The organism is Pseudomonas sp. QE6 (genome assembly GCF_041379005.1).
Taxonomy (GTDB): Bacteria; Pseudomonadota; Gammaproteobacteria; order Pseudomonadales; family Pseudomonadaceae; genus Pseudomonas.
In genome coordinates this window covers 5,623,081-5,640,219 of record NZ_CP166873.1, presented here as the reverse complement: position 1 = coordinate 5,640,219, position 17,139 = coordinate 5,623,081, and the positions used below count along the sequence as shown (strand labels likewise).

18 protein-coding genes are annotated in these 17,139 nt (G+C 65.7%); 7 read left to right on the top strand and 11 right to left on the bottom strand.

From position 1 onward, the window contains the following. Positions 1-148: 148 nt before the first annotated feature. The gene (locus ACAW63_RS25745) at positions 149-1,570 is read right to left on the bottom strand and encodes an MBL fold metallo-hydrolase RNA specificity domain-containing protein (protein ID WP_371230168.1); all 1,422 of its coding nucleotides are present in this window, start codon (positions 1,568-1,570) and stop codon (positions 149-151) included. A gap of 122 nt (positions 1,571-1,692) precedes the next feature. On the opposite strand from ACAW63_RS25745, the gene ACAW63_RS25740 reads away from it, so the two are divergent. Further along, complete coding sequence (locus tag ACAW63_RS25740; RefSeq protein WP_371230166.1) at positions 1,693-4,098, top strand: xylulose 5-phosphate 3-epimerase; 2,406 nt, start codon at positions 1,693-1,695, stop codon at positions 4,096-4,098. A gap of 57 nt (positions 4,099-4,155) precedes the next feature. On the opposite strand, the gene ACAW63_RS25735 is transcribed toward ACAW63_RS25740, so the two are convergent. Both ACAW63_RS25735 and ACAW63_RS25730 read right to left on the bottom strand, forming a co-directional pair. Then, positions 4,156-4,371 carry a DUF3820 family protein gene (locus ACAW63_RS25735; protein WP_275608206.1) on the bottom strand — a complete coding sequence of 72 codons (216 nt, stop codon included), beginning with the start codon at positions 4,369-4,371 and terminating at the stop codon, positions 4,156-4,158. Positions 4,372-4,383: 12 nt separating this feature from the next. Beyond that, positions 4,384-4,791, bottom strand: coding sequence for a quorum-sensing-regulated virulence factor family protein (locus ACAW63_RS25730; RefSeq protein ID WP_275608205.1), 408 nt, complete (start codon positions 4,789-4,791; stop codon positions 4,384-4,386). 265 nt (positions 4,792-5,056) lie between these two features. On the opposite strand from ACAW63_RS25730, the gene ACAW63_RS25725 reads away from it, so the two are divergent. Further along, positions 5,057-5,782 carry a tRNA-uridine aminocarboxypropyltransferase gene (locus tag ACAW63_RS25725; RefSeq protein WP_371230164.1) on the top strand — a complete coding sequence of 242 codons (726 nt, stop codon included), beginning with the start codon at positions 5,057-5,059 and terminating at the stop codon, positions 5,780-5,782. A 407-nt stretch (positions 5,783-6,189) separates the two neighbouring features. Here the strand turns inward: ACAW63_RS25725 and ACAW63_RS25720 are convergent, their stop codons facing one another. Beyond that, positions 6,190-7,074: a DMT family transporter gene (locus ACAW63_RS25720; RefSeq protein ID WP_371230163.1), complete on the bottom strand. Its 885-nt coding sequence runs from the start codon at positions 7,072-7,074 to the stop codon at positions 6,190-6,192. Between the two features lie 263 nt (positions 7,075-7,337). On the opposite strand from ACAW63_RS25720, the gene erdR reads away from it, so the two are divergent. Both erdR and ACAW63_RS25710 read left to right on the top strand, forming a co-directional pair. Then, positions 7,338-7,988 (top strand): response regulator transcription factor ErdR, encoded by a 651-nt coding sequence (erdR, locus tag ACAW63_RS25715; RefSeq protein WP_371230161.1) that lies wholly within the window; start codon positions 7,338-7,340, stop codon positions 7,986-7,988. Between the two features lie 86 nt (positions 7,989-8,074). Further along, on the top strand, positions 8,075-8,446 hold the full coding sequence (locus tag ACAW63_RS25710) for a diacylglycerol kinase (protein WP_024765290.1): 372 nt from the start codon (positions 8,075-8,077) through the stop codon (positions 8,444-8,446). 181 nt (positions 8,447-8,627) lie between these two features. On the opposite strand, the gene ACAW63_RS25705 is transcribed toward ACAW63_RS25710, so the two are convergent. Next, positions 8,628-9,554 carry a LysR family transcriptional regulator gene (locus ACAW63_RS25705; RefSeq protein ID WP_371230159.1) on the bottom strand — a complete coding sequence of 309 codons (927 nt, stop codon included), beginning with the start codon at positions 9,552-9,554 and terminating at the stop codon, positions 8,628-8,630. Positions 9,555-9,775: 221 nt separating this feature from the next. Here ACAW63_RS25705 and fpr point away from each other — a divergent pair, with 221 nt between their 5' ends. Continuing rightward, the gene (fpr, locus tag ACAW63_RS25700; protein ID WP_275608200.1) at positions 9,776-10,552 is read left to right on the top strand and encodes a ferredoxin-NADP reductase; all 777 of its coding nucleotides are present in this window, start codon (positions 9,776-9,778) and stop codon (positions 10,550-10,552) included. A 295-nt stretch (positions 10,553-10,847) separates the two neighbouring features. Here the strand turns inward: fpr and ACAW63_RS25695 are convergent, their stop codons facing one another. Continuing rightward, positions 10,848-11,261 carry a VOC family protein gene (locus ACAW63_RS25695; protein ID WP_371230158.1) on the bottom strand — a complete coding sequence of 138 codons (414 nt, stop codon included), beginning with the start codon at positions 11,259-11,261 and terminating at the stop codon, positions 10,848-10,850. 60 nt (positions 11,262-11,321) lie between these two features. Here ACAW63_RS25695 and ACAW63_RS25690 point away from each other — a divergent pair, with 60 nt between their 5' ends. Then, the gene (locus tag ACAW63_RS25690; RefSeq protein WP_371230156.1) at positions 11,322-11,624 is read left to right on the top strand and encodes a putative quinol monooxygenase; all 303 of its coding nucleotides are present in this window, start codon (positions 11,322-11,324) and stop codon (positions 11,622-11,624) included. Positions 11,625-11,630: 6 nt separating this feature from the next. Here ACAW63_RS25690 and tsaA read toward each other — a convergent pair whose 3' ends face one another. Next, a complete protein-coding gene (gene tsaA / locus ACAW63_RS25685) occupies positions 11,631-12,329 on the bottom strand; it encodes a tRNA (N6-threonylcarbamoyladenosine(37)-N6)-methyltransferase TrmO (RefSeq protein ID WP_371230154.1) in 699 nt (232 codons plus the stop codon). 47 nt (positions 12,330-12,376) lie between these two features. Further along, complete coding sequence (locus tag ACAW63_RS25680; protein ID WP_371230152.1) at positions 12,377-13,150, bottom strand: SDR family oxidoreductase; 774 nt, start codon at positions 13,148-13,150, stop codon at positions 12,377-12,379. Between the two features lie 174 nt (positions 13,151-13,324). On the opposite strand from ACAW63_RS25680, the gene ACAW63_RS25675 reads away from it, so the two are divergent. Then, positions 13,325-14,914, top strand: a complete 1,590-nt coding sequence (locus tag ACAW63_RS25675; RefSeq protein WP_371230151.1) for an ArnT family glycosyltransferase — start codon at positions 13,325-13,327, stop codon at positions 14,912-14,914. On the opposite strand, the gene ACAW63_RS25670 is transcribed toward ACAW63_RS25675, so the two are convergent. The 3 genes from ACAW63_RS25670 to rimO are packed head-to-tail and all read right to left on the bottom strand — an operon-like array spanning position 14,862 to position 17,071. Beyond that, on the bottom strand, positions 14,862-15,230 hold the full coding sequence (locus tag ACAW63_RS25670) for a DUF2784 domain-containing protein (RefSeq protein WP_371230149.1): 369 nt from the start codon (positions 15,228-15,230) through the stop codon (positions 14,862-14,864). The two genes, ACAW63_RS25675 and ACAW63_RS25670, sit on opposite strands and share 53 nt — an antisense overlap. 7 nt (positions 15,231-15,237) lie before the next feature. Continuing rightward, positions 15,238-15,699 (bottom strand): DUF1456 family protein, encoded by a 462-nt coding sequence (locus tag ACAW63_RS25665; RefSeq protein WP_275608193.1) that lies wholly within the window; start codon positions 15,697-15,699, stop codon positions 15,238-15,240. A gap of 49 nt (positions 15,700-15,748) precedes the next feature. Continuing rightward, positions 15,749-17,071, bottom strand: coding sequence for a 30S ribosomal protein S12 methylthiotransferase RimO (gene rimO / locus ACAW63_RS25660; RefSeq protein WP_275608192.1), 1,323 nt, complete (start codon positions 17,069-17,071; stop codon positions 15,749-15,751). Positions 17,072-17,139: the final 68 nt, after the last annotated feature.

Genomic DNA, 17,139 nt, shown 5'->3' with positions numbered 1-17,139 from the left:
TCATCAACCCCTGTTGGCCTGTCCATGCACCGCGGCCTGTCACGCAAGGTGGCGTCGGGACGGAAAGCGCGTGCGTCATGCACAGGTCTAACGCAGGAGGCCTGCGCAGTCTGACACGCAGGGTGTGACAGTCCGTGAGACCTCCACTTCAGATCGCTATCCGGTCCCCCGGTTCCGGAATGTTCGCGTTCCAGTTCAGGCGTTCGTGGAGCGCTTTCTGCAGCGCATCCATTTTTTCTCGTTCGCCATGTATCAGGTATAGCTCGGGTTTGTGCTCGAAGTGGCCAACCCACTGAATTAATTGTGATTGTCCCGCATGGGCGGAGAATCCGCCGAGGGTATGGACCTGCGCTTTGACACCGATGCGCTGGCGCAGGATGCGGACGGTCTCGGCGCCGTCGACGATGGCGCGGCCCAGTGTGCCCTTGGCCTGGAAGCCGGGGAAGACGATATGGCATTCCTCGCGCCAGAGGTTGTGCTTGAGGTGGTGGACGATCCGTCCGCCGGTGCACATGCCGCTGCCGGCGATGATGATCGCGCCGCTCTGGATGCGGTTCAGCGCCATGGATTCCTCGGCGCTCTGCGTGGTGCGCAGGATCGGCAGCCACTCTCCTATCTTCGCGGTACCGGTGCCACGCATGTACTCGCGGTCGACGTCGGCGATTTCACCAATATGTCGCAGGTAGATGCGGTTGGCCTGGGCGGCCATCGGGCTGTCGAGGTAGACCACCTGCTGCGGCAGGCGGCCTTCCTGGTAGAAGCGGCCAAGGTAGTAGATCAGGTCCTGGGTGCGGCCGACGGCGAAGGACGGGATCAGTACGTTGCCGCCGTCGCGTTGGGCCTGGGCCAGGATACCGGCCAGCTCCAGCAGCGTTTCGTTGGCGTCGCGGTGGTCGCGGTCACCATAGGTGGATTCCAGCAGCACCACGTCGGCGCGGATCAGCGGCGTCGGCGTGCGCATCAGCGGCGAGCAGGTGCTGCCCAGGTCGCCGGAGAACACCAGGCGGCGGGTCATGCCGAATTCGGTGATCTCGATTTCGACGATGGCCGAGCCGAGGATATGGCCGGCGTTGTGGAAAGTGACGCGAATGCCCCGCGCCACATCGACCGTGCTGCCATAGCTGACGGGGCGGCGCAGGTTCAATGCTCGCGAGGCATCCTCCAGGGTGTACAACGGCTTCACTGGTGGCCGGTTGAGACGCGCGCGCCATTTGTTCTCCCACTCGGCGTCCTTTTCCTGGATGTGCGCCGAATCCATCAGCATCAACTCCAGCAGGTCGCAGCAGGATTCGGTGGCGTAGATCGGCCCCTTGTAACCTTCCTTCGCCAGGCGCGGCAGCAGGCCGCTGTGGTCGAGGTGGGCGTGGGACAGCACCACCGCGTCGAGTGCCTTGGGATCGAACGGGAAGGGCGTGCGGTTGCTGGCCTCGTTGTCGCGGGTGCCTTTGCTCGGGCTGCGTCCCTGGCGCATGCCGCACTCGAGCAGCACGCGAACGCCGTCGTGGGTCTCCAGCAGGTAGCAGGAACCGGTGACTTCCTGGATCGCACCGATGAAGGTGAGTAACGCCATATCGCCTCCTGGTCGGAATTCTCTTTCAGCCTTGCCCGAATGGTTGGGCGGGGCGTTGATACATGTCAGCGCCCGTCCGGTCTGGCGACCTAGACTTCCTGTCATATCCAAGGAGAGCCGATATGTCCCAGATCCTGCCCAGTCCGGAAGAACTTGCCGCCCACGCGGTCGCCGAACCGGCATATGCCCAGTGGCTGCATGGCCGAGGTCCGCTTCAGCATAGCGCGCAGACCCGGGCGGCGGTCTTTCGCATGGCTCATCAATTGGTCCAGTACGGCCTGCAGCCGGACCTGGCCAGCGTCTACCGGCTGTTCAGCGCGCTGGACGAACTGACCTGCGCCGGCCTCTGGCTGGTGGCGCACATGACCTACGCGCGGCGCGTGCGCCTGGACGGCGTGCCGCTCGAGGCCGAGGACTTCAAGGCGCAACCCGAGGGGCACACCGGCGGCGCGCTGAACATGGTGCCGGCCTATGCAGGCTACCTCGCCCTCAATGCCTTGAGCGGCAAGACCCGAGGCTGGTTGATGGGGCAGGGGCACTGCGTGGCGGCGATCGATGCGCTGAACGTGCTGACCGGCAATCTGCATCCGGAACAGGCCGCTGCCTACGGGCAGGGCGAGCAGGGGCTGAATCGGCTGGTGCAGGACTTCTACAGCTATGTCCAGGCGGCGGACGGCAAGGTGGCCGCGCCGCTGGGCAGCCACGTCAATCCGCACACGGCGGGCGGTATCGCCGAGGGCGGCTACCTCGGTTTCGCCGAGCTGATGTATGCGCACATGCCGCTGCCGGGCGAGACCCTGGTGGCCTTCCTCTCCGACGGCGCCGCCGAGGAGCAGCGCGGCAGCGACTGGATTCCCCGCTGGTGGCGCGCCGAGGATTGCGGCGCGGCGCTACCGGTGATGATCGCCAACGGCCGGCGCATCGAGCAGCGCACGGACCTCGGCACCCACGAAGGACTGGAAGGTTTCAAGCAGCACCTGCGCCGTTGCGGTTTCGACCCGGTCAGCTTCGACGGACGCGACCCGGCGGCCTTCGTCTGCGCTTTGTGGGAGATGGAGCAGCGGCTGGAGCACCGGGTGGAGGAAATGGCCCGTGGCATCCTCCGCTATCCCTTGCCGATTCCCTACGGCATTGCCGAAACGGTCAAGGGCTTCGGCTTCTACGGCGCCGGCAGCAATGCCGCTCATAACCTGCCGCTGCCAGGCAACCCCAGCGAGGATGCGCAGGCACGCGAGCTGTTCAACCAACATGTGGCGCCGCTCTGGGTCGAGCCGCAGGCGTTGGCCGATGCCTGTGCGCTGTTCAGCACCTCCCGCGCCGGCCGAGGGCTGGAGCGGGACAACCCGCTGGCGGTGCGCAGGCCCATCGAACCGTCGATCCCCGAACTTCATTACCGCAGCGACTTCTGCTCGCCTATGGCGGCGCTGGATCGTTTCTATGTGGACCTGTGCGCGGCGAACCCCGACCTGCGGGCCCGCGTCGGCAATCCGGACGAACTGGCGAGCAATCGCCTGGGGGGCGTCCTCAAGGCGCTCAAGCACCGGGTCTGCGAGCCGGAGAGCGAACTGGAGGCGGTCGACGGCCGGGTAATCACTGCGCTCAACGAGGAGGCGGTGGTCTCCGCCTGCCTGGCCAACCAGGGTGGTCTCAACCTGGTGGCGAGCTATGAAGCCTTCTGCGTGAAGATGCTGGGCGCGGTGCGCCAGACGATCATCTTCGCCCGCCAGCAGAAGGAGGCCGGCCGCCCCGCCGGCTGGCTCGGCTGGCCACTGGTGGCCACCTCGCACACCTGGGAGAACGGCAAGAACCAGCAATCGCACCAGGACACCACGTTCTGCGAGGCGCTGCTGGGCGAGATGAGCGATATGGTGCGGGTGGTCTTCCCCGCCGACCACAACAGCGCGCTGGCGCTGTTGCCGGAGATCTACCGCAGCCGTGGGCAACTGACCTGCATGGTGATTCCCAAGCGTGAGCGTCCCTCGGAGTTCAGTCGCGCCCAGGCCGAGCAACTGGCGCGCGACGGGGCGCTGGTGCTGGAGGAGCATCCGGGCAGCGATCCGCTGCTACTGATCGCCAACGGCAGCTATCAACTGGCGGAGATGCGCCGCGCCGCATCGCGCCTGGAGGAGGCCGGCTATCCGTATCGGCTGGTGTACCTGCAGGAGCCTGGCCGGTTCCGTGCGCCACGCGACAACTGGGAGCTGCAGTCGGTGGCCGACGAGGCGCTGACCGCCCGCTTGTTCCCCGATCATTGCGAGCGCCGGGTATTGCTGACGCACATGCGCCCGGAGGTGGCGCGCGGGCATCTCTGGCCAATCCTGCCGGACGCGCTGAAAACCTCGGTACTGGGCTATCGCAACCAGGGCGGCACGCTGAACGAGGCCGGCATGCTGTTCGCCAACCGCGCTTCCTGGGCCAATGTGCTGGCTGCCTGCGCGCGCCTGATGGACGTGCCGCGCACGGCGCTGCTGACGCCCGAAGAGGCGGCGGCCGTGGCGGGCAAGGGCGATCCGGTGCTGTTGCGTTGAGAGAGCGGGATGCGCTGAGGCGCAGCGCGCAACCGTTGGAGGACGGTTGCGCGGGGTTCAGCGTTTCAGCGGTTTGAGCAGACCGTCGAGGCCGTCGATCTTCAGCTCCAGGGTCAACTGCATCAGCTGACCCAGCTCACCCTTGGGGAATTCGCCCTTGCGGTGGAACCACAGCAGGTACTCTTCCGGCAGGTCTACCAGCATGCGTCCCTGGTACTTGCCGAAGGGCATCGGCGTGCGCGCGATCTTCAGCAACTGCAGTTTGTCGAGCATGGCGGGGCGAGGTTACTTCTGCAGCTTGATCTTGCAGCTGCCGGCGTCGAAGCGCTCGGTGGCGACCGGAGCGTTGGTCTTGTACTCGGTGAAGCTGTAAGTGAGGATCGCGCCCCTGGCCAGCAGCTGGCGGTAGCCGGTGTTGGTGCAGACGCTGTCACCCAGTTGGCTGCGGACGCTATCGGGGTTGGCGCGCATGCGCTCGGCGTGGCTGGCGCGCACGCTGAGGTGGTTGATCAGCTGGTTGCCCTCGACGGTGTAGCCCTGGTCGAGAATGTCCTCGTTGATCGCGCGCGGGGTACCCTCGCTGCTTTCCTTGGCGACCTTGTCCAGCATCTGGGACAGTTCGAAGTCCTTCTTCGAGGCGGCGTGCGCGGCGGGGAGGACGAGACAGAGGGCGAGGGCGGTGAGGCGCAGCATGGGCATCTCCTGACAATGGTGCCGATTCGACCGTGCGGACCGATTGGGGTTCGCCGGTAATTCCAGGCCGCCATTGTCCCTGAAAAGCGTGTCCGTGCCGAGAAACACTTGTCATGCCGGCGGCGAATGGCCGTTGGTGGACGATTCGCCGGTCGTCGTGGGACGGGATGCGGAGACGGCTCTGGTACAATCGCCGGTCCGCCTTCATCGTTCTATCCGAGCCATCGATGTTCCTATCCCTTCCCTCCATCCCGGTGGCGCAGCCATGAGCCACGCCGTTGCCCGTCTTCGCGACGAGCGCTTGGCCCGTTGCGTCAAGCCGTTCGTGGCCCGTGGCTCGCGCTCGCCGCGCTGCGCCGGCTGCCGCCTGCGGCCGAACTACTGCATGTGCGGCCTGCGTCCGCAGGTCGAGTCGAACGCGGCGATGTGCCTGGTGATGTTCGATACCGAACCGCTCAAGCCGAGCAACACCGGTTGGCTGATCGCCGAGACCGTGCCTGATACCTGGGCGTTCGGCTGGTCGCGCATCGAAGTCGATCCGGCCCTGGTGGCGCTGCTGGACGATCCGCAGTGGCAGCCCTACGTGGTGTTTCCCGGCGAGTTCGTCCAGCCGGAGCGGGTGGTGACCGAGGTGCTGCCACAGGAGGGCAAGCGCCCGCTGTTCATTCTGCTGGACGCGACCTGGAACGAGGCGCGCAAGATGTTCCGCAAGAGCCCGTACCTGGACCGTTTCCCGGTGCTGAGCATCACCCCCGATGCCCTGTCGCGCTACCGCCTGCGCCGCTCCAAGTTCGACGAACACCTGTGCACCGCGGAGGTGGCGGCGTTGTGCCTGGGGCTGGCCGGCGACCGCCGTGCCGGGGATGCGCTGGATGCCTATCTGGACGTGTTCAGCGAGCGCTACCTGGGCTCCAAGCGCCAGCAGCCGCTGGACGAGCAGAGCCTGGCGCACCAGGCGCTGATGCCTTTTACCAAGGGATCGGATTCGTAGGAGCAACTGTCTTTTTCTGGACAGTCTGTGCCGGCACTTCCCCCTCACCCCAACCCTCTCCCTCAGGGAGAGGGGGTAGATCGTGCCGGCTGACGCTAAGGCTTCATCCTGTTTCGAACGGTTCCCTCTCCCGCTTGCGGGAGAGGGTTAGGGTGAGGGGCTCTTGATCTCGTAGGAGCGGACTTCGTCCGCGATGCTGTGGGGGCGGGGCTGTTCGCGAGCAAGCTCGTTCCTGCAGGCTTGGTCCGAGGCGTATGACGTTTGACCTTGGTTTCCGGCCGTACGGACTTCAACCAGGATGCCTGCCACCGAGCGCTTTACGCTCAACCAGCGAGCCAACTGACGGCGTACAACCGCGAACGGTTGTACGCCATACGGGCTTCCGGTTCGCCCCTGGCCCCACAGGTTCAGGCCGCCTGTGCCTCGGCCTTCTTCGGCCACAGTTGTGCCACCAGCATGCCGGCGAGCATCAGCGCGCAGCCCAGGTAGCCGCGCAGGTGCAGGGATTCCTCGAGGAACAGGGCGCCGGCGATGGCGGCGAACACCGCTTCGAGCGACAGGATGATCGCCGCGTGGGAGGCGATGGCGTGCTTCTGTGCCACGACCTGCAGGGTGAAGCCGGTGGCGACGCCGAACAGTCCGCCATAGATCAGGGCGGGGCCGGCCTGGACGATGGCGTCCCAGCGGATTTCCTCGAAGATCAGCGCCAGGATCAGGCTCACCACCGCGCAGGTGACGAACTGCAGAAACGCCAGGCGGATCGGGTCGTAACGGCTGGCGAACAGGCCCACCAGCAGTACGTGGCCGCCCCAGACGAGGGCGCCGGTCAGTTGCAGCCAGTCGCCGGAGGCGACGTGGAAGTCCGGGCCGATGCTCAGCATGGCCATGCCGATCACCGCCAGCGCCGCGCCAATCCAGGTGCCCATGCCCGTGCGATGGCCGATCAGCAGGCCGAGCAGCGGCACGATGATCACGTACAGGCCGGTGATGAAGCCGGAGTTGGTCACGCTGGTGAACAGCAAGCCGACCTGCTGCAGGTTGATCCCCACGGTCAGCGCGGTGCCGATGGCCAGGCCGGCCAGCAGCAGGCCACGGTTGAAGGGCTGCGCACCGCGCTTGCTCGACCAGGCCAGCAGCGGCAACAGCGCCACGGCGCCGAGGGTGAAGCGCAGACCGGTGTAGAGGAAGGGGCCGATGGCGTCCATCCCGAGGCGTTGCGCGACGAAGGAGACCCCCCAGATCATCGCGGTGAACAGCATCAGGATATCGGCGCGCAGCGCGTGGCTTTTCATTTGTTGTTCTCGAACGGCAGGAAAAGAGCGGAACTCTGCCGTAACGTCCGGGCTTTGGAAAGGGGAGCGGCTTGCCCGCGGGCACAGTGGCAGAGCGTCCGGATCACACTGAAAGTACCGAGCGGTGACGTATTCGCGGCGGACATCGGGGGCTGTCTTTGCGTACAATGTGACGAGCAGTGCTGTATCCGGCTCCGACCTTTCCTGCGCAAGTCTGGCTGTTATCCACAGCGGGGCTTCGGCGCGGCCTTCAAGGAATTTCCATGGCTTCCTACGAGATCCTGATCGCTGACGATCACCCGCTGTTCCGCAGTGCCCTGCACCAGGCCCTGACCATCGGCCTGGGACCCGAGGCGAGACTGTCCGAGGCGGCGAGTATCGCGGACCTGGAGGCCAGGCTGAACGAAAAGTCGGACTGGGACCTGGTGCTGCTGGACCTGAACATGCCCGGCGCCTACGGCTTCTCCGGCCTGGTGCTGCTGCGCGGGCAGTATCCGCAGATTCCGGTGGTGATGGTCTCGGCCCAGGAAGATGCCGCCGTGGTGCAGCGCTCCCGCGAGTTCGGCGCCAGCGGTTTCATCCCCAAGTCCAGCGAGATGACCACCCTGCAGCAGGCCGTGCGCGCGGTGCTCGACGGCGACGTCTGGTGGCCGCCGCAGGTGGATGCGGCGACCGAGATGAGCGAGGAAGTGCGTGCAGCCAGCGCCGGCCTTGCCAGCCTCACCCCGCAGCAGTTCCGCGTGCTGACCATGGTCTGCGAAGGCCTGCTGAACAAGCAGATCGCCTTCGAGCTGAATGTCTCCGAAGCCACGGTGAAGGCCCACGTCACCGCGATCTTCCGCAAGCTCAACGTTCGCACCCGCACCCAGGCGGCGCTGCTGTTGCAGCAGATGGAGTCGGTCCCGGGAGCGTGACCTCGTCACATCCTGTCAAACCGCATGAATCCTTTTTGACGCGCACTGGTATAGAGTGCCGCGACTTTTACCTGTGAGAATCGCTCGTGTCCGCTTCCCCCTTCAAAGGCCAGACCGGCCTGAAACGCATCTTCAACGCCGCCGGTTATTCCCTGGCCGGCTTCGCTGCCGCCTTCAAGGGTGAGGCCGCCTTCCGCCAGCTGGTGCTGATCAACGTCATCCTGATCCCGCTGTCGTTCTTCTGCGACGTCACCCGCGGCGAGCGCGCGCTGATGATCGCGGTGTGCCTGCTGGCGCTGATCGTTGAACTGCTCAACTCCGCCATCGAGGCGGTGGTGGACCGCGTCTCCCTGGAGCGCCATCCGCTGTCGAAGAACGCCAAGGACATGGGCAGCGCCGCCCAGTTCGTGGCGCTGACCATCATCACCGTGACCTGGGCGGGCATCCTGCTGGGCTAATCCTTGTAGGAGCGAGCTTGCTCGCGAACCCGCAAGGCGCGGTGTTTTCCCTCGAGCGTTTTCGCACATACGAGAAGCCGGCGCTTTCGTAGGGCGCATAACGCGCCAGCGTTTTCCGCCGCGAAGAGCCGGCGGATAACCTGTTCCAGGTTATTCGCCCTACGCCAGGTGCGGTTTCTGTTCAGGGAATCATCGGCAGCACGATCTCGTCGCTGCGCGTCACGCCCGCCGTTTCGCTGCGGCACAGGTCGAGAAATTCGCGCATGGTCGCGGTCTGGTACTTCTGTCGGTGCCAGATGAAGTAGAACTGCCGGCGCAGGTCCAGGTCCGGGGTTTCCACCGGCACCAGGCTGCCGCGGCGGAAGGCGTCGCGCAGGGCCAGGCGCGAGATGCAGCCGATGCCCAGCCCCGACTCCACCGCGCGCTTGATCGCCTCGGTGTGTTCCAGTTCCAGCCGCACGTTCAACGGCTCCACGTGGTGCCGCATGGCCTGGTCGAAGGTCAGTCGGGTGCCGGAGCCCTGTTCGCGCAGGATCCACGCTTCCTCGATCAGCCGTTCCAGGTCCGCGCGGCCTTCACGGGCCAGCGGGTGCTGCGGCGCGCAGAACACCACCAGTTCGTCTTCCATCCACGGCTGCACCTCGATGTCCGGATGCTGGCAGTCGCCCTCGATCAGGCCCAGGTCCAGCTCGTAGTGGGCGATGCGCTGCACCACGTGGGCGGTGTTGTGCACGTGCAGGCGCACCCGGCAGTCCGGCTGGCGTTGCATGAAGCGGCCGATCAGCAGGGTCGCCAGGTAGTTGCCGATGGTCAGGGTGGCGCCCAGGTCCAGCGAGCCGAAGGCGCTTTTGCCATTGAGCATGTTTTCGATTTCGCTGCCCCGGTCGAGCAGCGCTACCGCCTGGGGCAGCAACTGGCGGCCGAGGGCATTGAGGGTCAGGCGTTTGCCGGAGCGGTCGAACAGCTTGCAGTCGAACTGCCGCTCCAGCTCGCCCAGCGCCGTGCTGGTGGCCGACTGCGACATGGACAGCGCCTCGGCGGCGCGGGAGACGCTTTCCTGCTGGGCGACAGCGACAAAGACTTCGAGCTGGCGCAGGGTGAATTTCATGGACGGACTCCAGAAGGGCGGCGCGACATTCGGTCGCCCCGGTCTAGGAAAGGCCTGACGGTATCCTTGCGCGTCGACATGACACGGCCTTATCTGCGTTTTGGATTAGCAATATCCAGATAATTTATTTTGCGGATATTGTCGCCGCCTATAAAATGTCGCGCAATTGCGCTACGTCCGGGATTTGCTGGGGTGCGCCACGATTTTCCTAGGAGTCCTTGATGAGCAACCTGTACACCGAGCGCGTTCTCAGCGTGCACCACTGGAACGACACCCTCTTCAGCTTCAAGACCACCCGTAATCCGGGCCTGCGCTTCAAGACCGGCCAGTTCGTGATGATCGGTCTGGAAGTCAACGGTCGTCCGCTGATGCGCGCGTACAGCATTGCCAGCCCGAACTACGAAGAGCACCTGGAATTCTTCAGCATCAAGGTTCCGGACGGTCCGCTGACTTCGCGTCTGCAGCACCTGAAGGAAGGCGACGAGCTGATGGTCAGCCGCAAGCCCACCGGCACCCTGGTGCTGGACGACCTCAAGCCCGGCAAGCACCTGTACCTGCTGAGCACCGGCACCGGCATGGCGCCGTTCCTCTCGGTCATCCAGGACCCGGAAGTCTACGAGAAGTTCGAGAAGGTCATCCTGGTCCACGGCGTGCGCTGGGTCAGCGAGCTGGCCTACGCGGACTTCATCACCAAGGTCCTGCCGGAGCACGAGTACTTCGGCGAGATGGTGAAAGAGAAGCTGATCTATTGCCCGCTGGTTACCCGCGAAGAGTTCCACAGCATGGGTCGCCAGACCGACCTGATGCGCAGCGGCAAGCTGTTCGCCGACATCGGCCTGCCGCCGATGAACCCGCAGGACGACCGCGCCATGATCTGCGGCAGCCCGAGCATGCTGGACGAAACCAGCGAAGTGCTGAATAGCTTCGGCCTGCAGATTTCCCCACGCATGGGCGAGCCGGGCGACTACCTGATCGAGCGCGCCTTCGTCGAGAAGTAAACCGCGCTGTCGGCTCGAAAGAACGCCGCGATTCCTTTGGGGTCGCGGCGTTTTTTTATGCCCCGCATTTCAGCGCTGACGGCGGGGGCTTTTCGTAGGAGCGGTGCATGGGATTGCCGTCACCCTAACCCCGGCGGCGCGCCCCGCTCCTGAGGGAGAGGGGGCTGTTCGCTGCAGGAGGAAACTGTGGCGCCAGCCGGCACGGCATGCTTTTCGTAGGAGCGAGCTTGCTCGCGAACCGGACCGCATCGTGCCTTGCGGGTTCGCGAGCAAGGGCTAGGCGCCCCCCTCGGTCCTACAGAAGGCGTTGCCCGGAAACCGCCGGGTGGTACAGCGGCTGCACCTTGTTCCCCGCCGGGTCGAGCAGGTGGAAGCTGCGTGCGCCGTCGCCATGGTCGAAGGGGCGGTCCAGCAGGGTCACGCCACGGGCCTTGAAGTACTGGTACCAGGCCTCCAGCTCTTCCACGCTGTCGACGATGAAACCGTAGTGATCCATGGTCTGCAGGCCGTTGGCCGCGCCAACGCCGCGTCCGAGGGAGAGGTTGTCGTTGCCGCAGGTGAGGTAGACCAGGTCTTCGTTGGCGCGGTTGAGCACCTCCATGCCGAGCACGTCGACGTAGAAGCGCTCGCACTCTTCCAGGTTGGGCACCAGCAGGGCGAGGTGGCGCAGGCCGTTGAGGCGGCCGGGGCGGGCAGGGAGATCGGACATGAATGGGATTCCTTTTTTGTATACAATTTATTTTCAAATTTAAAACAAAAGGAACGCCCTGTGTACAGTCTCTTTATCAAGACCCGCGTGAAGCCCGGAACCGCCGATGAATTCCTGTCCGCCATCAAGGTCAATGCCGCCGCCTCGGTGGCCAGCGAACCGGGTTGCCTGGTGTTCGATGTGTCCCAGGACCGCATCGATCCGGACGTGATCTACCTCTACGAGATCTACCGCGACGACGCGGCCTATGACGCGCACACCCAGACCGCGCACTTCCGCGACAGCCGCCCGCTGGTGGAGCCGCTGATCCTCGAACAGGAGTGCTTCGAGAGCGACGTGATCGCCCTCAACCCGGTGAACTGAGGCGCGTCAGTTTTCGCCGCGGGCGAGGTCGAGCACGCGGATTTCGCAGTCGGCGGGGTAGTGCCAGTGCACGTCCAGGTCCCACAGGCGCACACCGTAGCGGCGCTCGGGCGGCGGCTTCTGGTAGGCCGGGCGGGGGTCCTGGGCCAGGCACTGCTCCACCAGCTCGCGCACCGGCTGGCCGAGGCGCAGGCCATGCTCGTGGGCCTGGCGCAGGGCCTCGTCGCTCCAGTGCACGGCGATGGGCGCGGGGGGCGCGTCGGCGATGGTATTGCGGGCCTCATTGACGATGTCCGCATAGGGCACGTAGGGCTTGATGTCGATCACCGGCGTGCCGTCCAGCAGGTCGATGCCGGACAGCCAGAGGCGGCCGGGCTCGACCTTCTCCAGCTTCACCACCGACTGGCCGATGCCGTTGGGGCGGTGGGTGGCACGGGTGGCGAATACACCCATGGACTGGTTGCCGCCCAGGCGCGGCGGGCGCACCTTCAGTCGTGGCTTGTCTTCCAGCGCCTGGTGGAAGAGGAACAGCAGCCAGACGTGGCTGACCTGCTCAAGGCCCGCCACCGCATCGCCCGTGTCGAAGGGCGGCAGCAGCTCCAGCACGCCGGTCGCGGCCGGGGCCAGTTGCGGCTGGCGCGGAATGGCGAACTTCTCCTTGAAGCAGGAGCGGACGTGGCCGATGGGCGAGACGGTGTGGGACATGGCGGCACAGGCTGTTGCTGGGGCCGCCATGGTACCCGATTCGGCGTTTATCCGAGGTGGAAGCCGCCATCGATGGGGATGATGTTGCCGGTCATGTAGGCTCCGGCGGCACTCGCCAGGCTGATGGCCAGGGCGGACATTTCCTCTTCGCGACCCCAGCGGCGCATGGGGATGACGGCGGTGTCCTCGGCCATGGCCTGCTCGTCGTTGGCGATGTGGCGGGTCATCTTGCTGGGGAAGCGGCCGGGGGCGATGACGTTGACGTTGATGTGGTCGCCCACCAGCTCGCGGGCCAGCATGCGCGAGAGCTGGTGCAGCGCGGCCTTGCTCGGGCCATAGGCGTAGGCGTTCTCACCGTGGGACGTGACGCCGGCCACTGAGCCGATATTGATCACCCGCGCCGGGCTCTGCGCGCTGCCGGCCTTCTTCAGCAGCGGCAGCAGTTGCTGGATGCAACTGAACACCGCGGTGACGTTGAGCTGCATGACCTTCTCCCAGCCCGAGGCCGGGTAGCTTTCCAGCGGCGCCCCCCAGGTGGTGCCGGCGTTGTTCACCAGGATGTCGAGGTGGTCCAGGCGTTCGGCGAGATCGGCGGCGAGCACACGGGCGCCTTCCTCGGTGGCGAGGTTGGCGGGCAGGCCGATGCACTCGCCGTACTGCGACAGCTCGGCTGCGGTCTCGGCGCAGGCGGCTCCGTCGCGGGCGCAGATGATGACCCTGGCGCCGGCTTCGAGCAGCCCTTGGGCGATCATCCGGCCAATGCCGCGGGTACCGCCGGTGACCAGCGCTGTCTTGCCTTCGAGGGAAAAATAGCGATGCATGAGCCTCTCCTGGCTGCGAAATTCGCCTCACCGTAGCGGGATCGCCGAGGGCCTCCGAGCACTATCGAGAACGCAAATGGCGACGCATCACACCCGCACTGCGCTTTCTTAACCGACGCATAACCTCTGCTGCCCTAGTGTCCACGGATATTCGAGTGGTTGGGGTGCCGGGTGATGCAGGGGTGGAGCAGAGAGCGCAAGGCGTTGGCGTTGCTCATGGGCGTGTCGGCGTTACTGCTGGTGTTCGGGCTGGGTAGCCGCGAGGTCTGGGGGCCGGAGGTGCGCTGGGCGGATATCGCGCTGCAGATGCTGCAGTCGGGCGATTACTTCGACCCCTACCTGCGCGGCGCGCCGTATTACGACAAGCCCTTGCTGTCGTACTGGCTGATCACCGCACCGGCCAGCCTGTTCGGTCTCAACTCCTGGACGCTGCGGGCCGGCACCGTGCTCGCCGGTCTGGGCAGCATCTGGTTGACCTGTTGGCTGGGCGAGCGCCTGTTGCGCAAGGGCACCGGTCTGCTGGCCGGGTGGTTGCTGGCGACCACCTTCTACTTCCTGTTCTGGGCGCGGGTGGCGACGGCGGACATGCTCACGGTGTTCGGCGTGCTGGCGGCGCTGGCCTGCTACTGGCGTGATCCGGAAGACACCCGCTTTTCAGGCTACCTGGGCTTCTGCCTGATCCTGTCACTGACCTCGCTGTGCAAGGGGCTGATCGGCTTCATCCTGCCGGTGCTGGTCTTGCTGCCGCACCTGTTCAGCGAAGGGCGCTGGCGCCGGCACTTGAACCTGCGGCTGCCGGCGGCGCTGGTGATGGCGGGCGGGGTGTACGCGATTCCCTTCGTGCTGTCGCATCTCTACGGTCAGCCCAGCTATGGCGAGAGCGGGCTGGCGCTGGTGTTCAAGGAAAACGTGGTGCGCTTCTTCCACCCCTTCGACCACGTGGGCCCGATCTACACCTACCTGATTTATCTTCCGGCCTACACGCTGCCCTGGGCGCCGTTGTGGATGCTCGGACTGTGGTTCGCCGCGCGCCGCTGGAAGCAGCTGGAGCCCAATGCGCGCTGGCTGGTCTGGGCCCTGGCGCTGCTATTCGCGTTCTTCACTGCCAGCGGCAGCCGGCGCAGTTACTACGTGCTGCCGCTGGTGCCGTTCGCGCAATTGCTGGGCGCGTGGTGGGTGGTCGAGTCGCGCCAGGCTCGCGGCTTGGCCGGCCTGGGCCGTGCCTGGCCGCGAGCCCTCGGAGCCGGTGCGCTGGCAATGTTGCTGATCCTCGGCGTGGCCTACCCGTGGAGCAGCGGGGGCGGCGGCGTCCCTGCTTTTGCTCGCGATGTGCAGGCGGCTGCCGGGCAGATGGCGCCCTGGTCGCAATGGCGGGTGCTGGTGCTGGGTGACCACGATGCGCGGTTGCCGATGTACCTGGAGCAGACTGGTGCCCGGCAGGCACATCCGTTCCTCTATATCCGCTCGGGTTACCCGGAACGTGACAGCGCGACGCTCTTTGCCTGGCTGCGCCAGCGTACCGGCGAGTACTGGGACCCCTCGCGTACCCTGATCATCAGCCAGACAGCGGCCCACGGCGAACATCCCCCGACCTGGTTGTCGGCGGATCACCGGGTGATCCAGTCCCTGCCCAACAACGGCCAGCGCCTGGGGCACAGGACGGTCAGCGAGGCCAGCCTGGCCTATCTGCCGATACCGACAGCGATGCCGCTCAGCGCGAGCGCAGTACCCGACGCAGCAGGAGCAGGTAAGGCGGCAGATTGATCGCCAGCACCACCAGGCCGAGGATGACCTGGGTCGCTTCGGTCAGGCTGGCGGGGTAGATCAGCGGGATCAGGTAATGCTCGATGAAGCCGCCGTCGTAGCCGTTATCGCCGGCCAGGGCGCGTAAGCGGTTCTCCAGCGGCGTGAGCGGGCAATAGAGGTGGAGGAACTCCACCGCCATGCCCCAGGCCGCCGCCGGCACGTGCAGCCAGGCCAGGCGCGGCCAGCGCAGCACCAGCGGGCCGCCGAGCAGCACGAAGAGGATGAAGCCCAGGTGCAGCAGCACCATGGCGTCGGCGGCCAGGCGATAGAGCACGACGGCCTCAGCGCTGCTGGCGCTGGGTCAGGCCCTTGAGGAAGTTGCGCAGCAACTGGTCGCCGCAGGGGCGGTAGTTGTTGTGGCCGGGCTTGCGGAACAGCGCGCCCAGCTCGGTCTTGGTGACGATGAAGCCCACGCTGTCGAGGATCGCGAGGATGTCATCGTCGCGCAGCTCGAAGGCCACGCGCAGTTTCTTCAGGGTGATGTTGTTGGTCAGCGGCAATTCCACCGGCGGCAGCGGGCGCGATTCGTCGCGGCCGCGGCGATGCACGATCAGGCCGTCGAGGAAGTGCGCCAGTACGCGGTCGCTGCAGGGCTTGAAGTCCGGCTCGTCGTCGCGGGCAAGGAAGGCGCCGACATCCTCGGCGCTGAGGTTGAAGCCGGCCAGCGCGGTGATCTCGGCGACCTGGGCGTCGCGGATGTCCAGCAGGTAGCGCAGGCTGCGCAGTACGTCGTTGTTGGTCATGTTCGTTCCAGGCAAATGAAAAGCCCCGCATCGGCGGGGCTCTTGCGGATCAGACCAGTTCGGCCCAGAGGTCGTACTCGTCGGCGTCGGTGATGCGCACGCGCACCTTGTCGCCCGGCTTCACGTCGAAGGTGTCGACGTATACGGCGCCGTCGATTTCCGGGGCGTCGGCGAAGGAGCGGCCGACGGCGCCTTCGTCATCCACTTCGTCGATCAGCACGTCGATTTCCTTGCCGATCTTCAGCTGCAGGCGGGCGGCGGAGATGGCCTGCTGGTGCGCCATGAAGCGCTCCCAACGGTCCTGCTTGACGTCGTCGGGTACCACGTCCAGGCCCAGGTCGTTGGCCGGGGCGCCTTCCACCGGGGAGTACTGGAAGCAGCCGACGCGGTCGAGCTGGGCTTCGGTCAGCCAGTCCAGCAGATACTGGAAGTCTTCCTCAGTCTCGCCGGGGAAGCCGACGATGAAGGTGGAGCGGATGGTCAGCTCGGGGCAGATCTCGCGCCACTTCTTGATGCGCGCCAGGGTCTTGTCCTCGAAGGCAGGGCGCTTCATGGACTTGAGCACTTTCGGGCTGGCGTGCTGGAAGGGGATGTCCAGGTAGGGCAGCAGCTTGCCCTCGGCCATCAGCGGGATCACGTCGTCGACGTTGGGGTACGGGTAGACGTAGTGCAGGCGCACCCACACGCCCATGGAGGAGAGCGCCTGGCACAGCTCCAGCATGCGGGTCTTCACCGGCTGGCCGTCCCAGAAGTCCATCTTGTACTTCAGGTCCACGCCGTAGGCGCTGGTGTCCTGGGAGATGACCAGCAGCTCCTTGACGCCGGCCTTGACCAGGCGCTGGGCCTCGCTGAGCACGTCGCCCACCGGGCGGCTGACCAGCTTGCCGCGCATCGACGGGATGATGCAGAAGCTGCAGCTGTGGTTGCAGCCTTCGGAAATCTTCAGGTAGGCGTAGTGGCGCGGGGTGAGCTTGATGCCCTGCGGCGGCACCAGGTCGATCAGCGGATTGTGCTCGGCCTTGGGCGGGATCACCTCGTGGACGGCATTGACCACCTGCTCGTACTGCTGCGGGCCGGTGACGGCCAGCACGCTGGGGTGTACGTCGCGGATGCTGTCTTCGGCCACGCCCATGCAGCCGGTGACGATCACCTTGCCGTTCTCGGCGATGGCTTCGCCGATGGCGTCGAGCGATTCGGCTTTGGCGCTATCGATGAAGCCGCAGGTGTTCACCACCACCACGTCTGCGTCCTGGTAGGTGGGGACGATTTCGTACCCCTCCATGCGCAGCTGGGTGAGGATGCGTTCGGAATCGACCGTGGCTTTGGGGCAACCCAGGCTGACGAATCCGACTTTGGGTGTGGCGGTGGACATGTGCGGCTAACCTCGAAGGGCGCGCTGGTGGCGCCTCTGATCAAAAAGTGCGCAATTCTAGCGGCAGC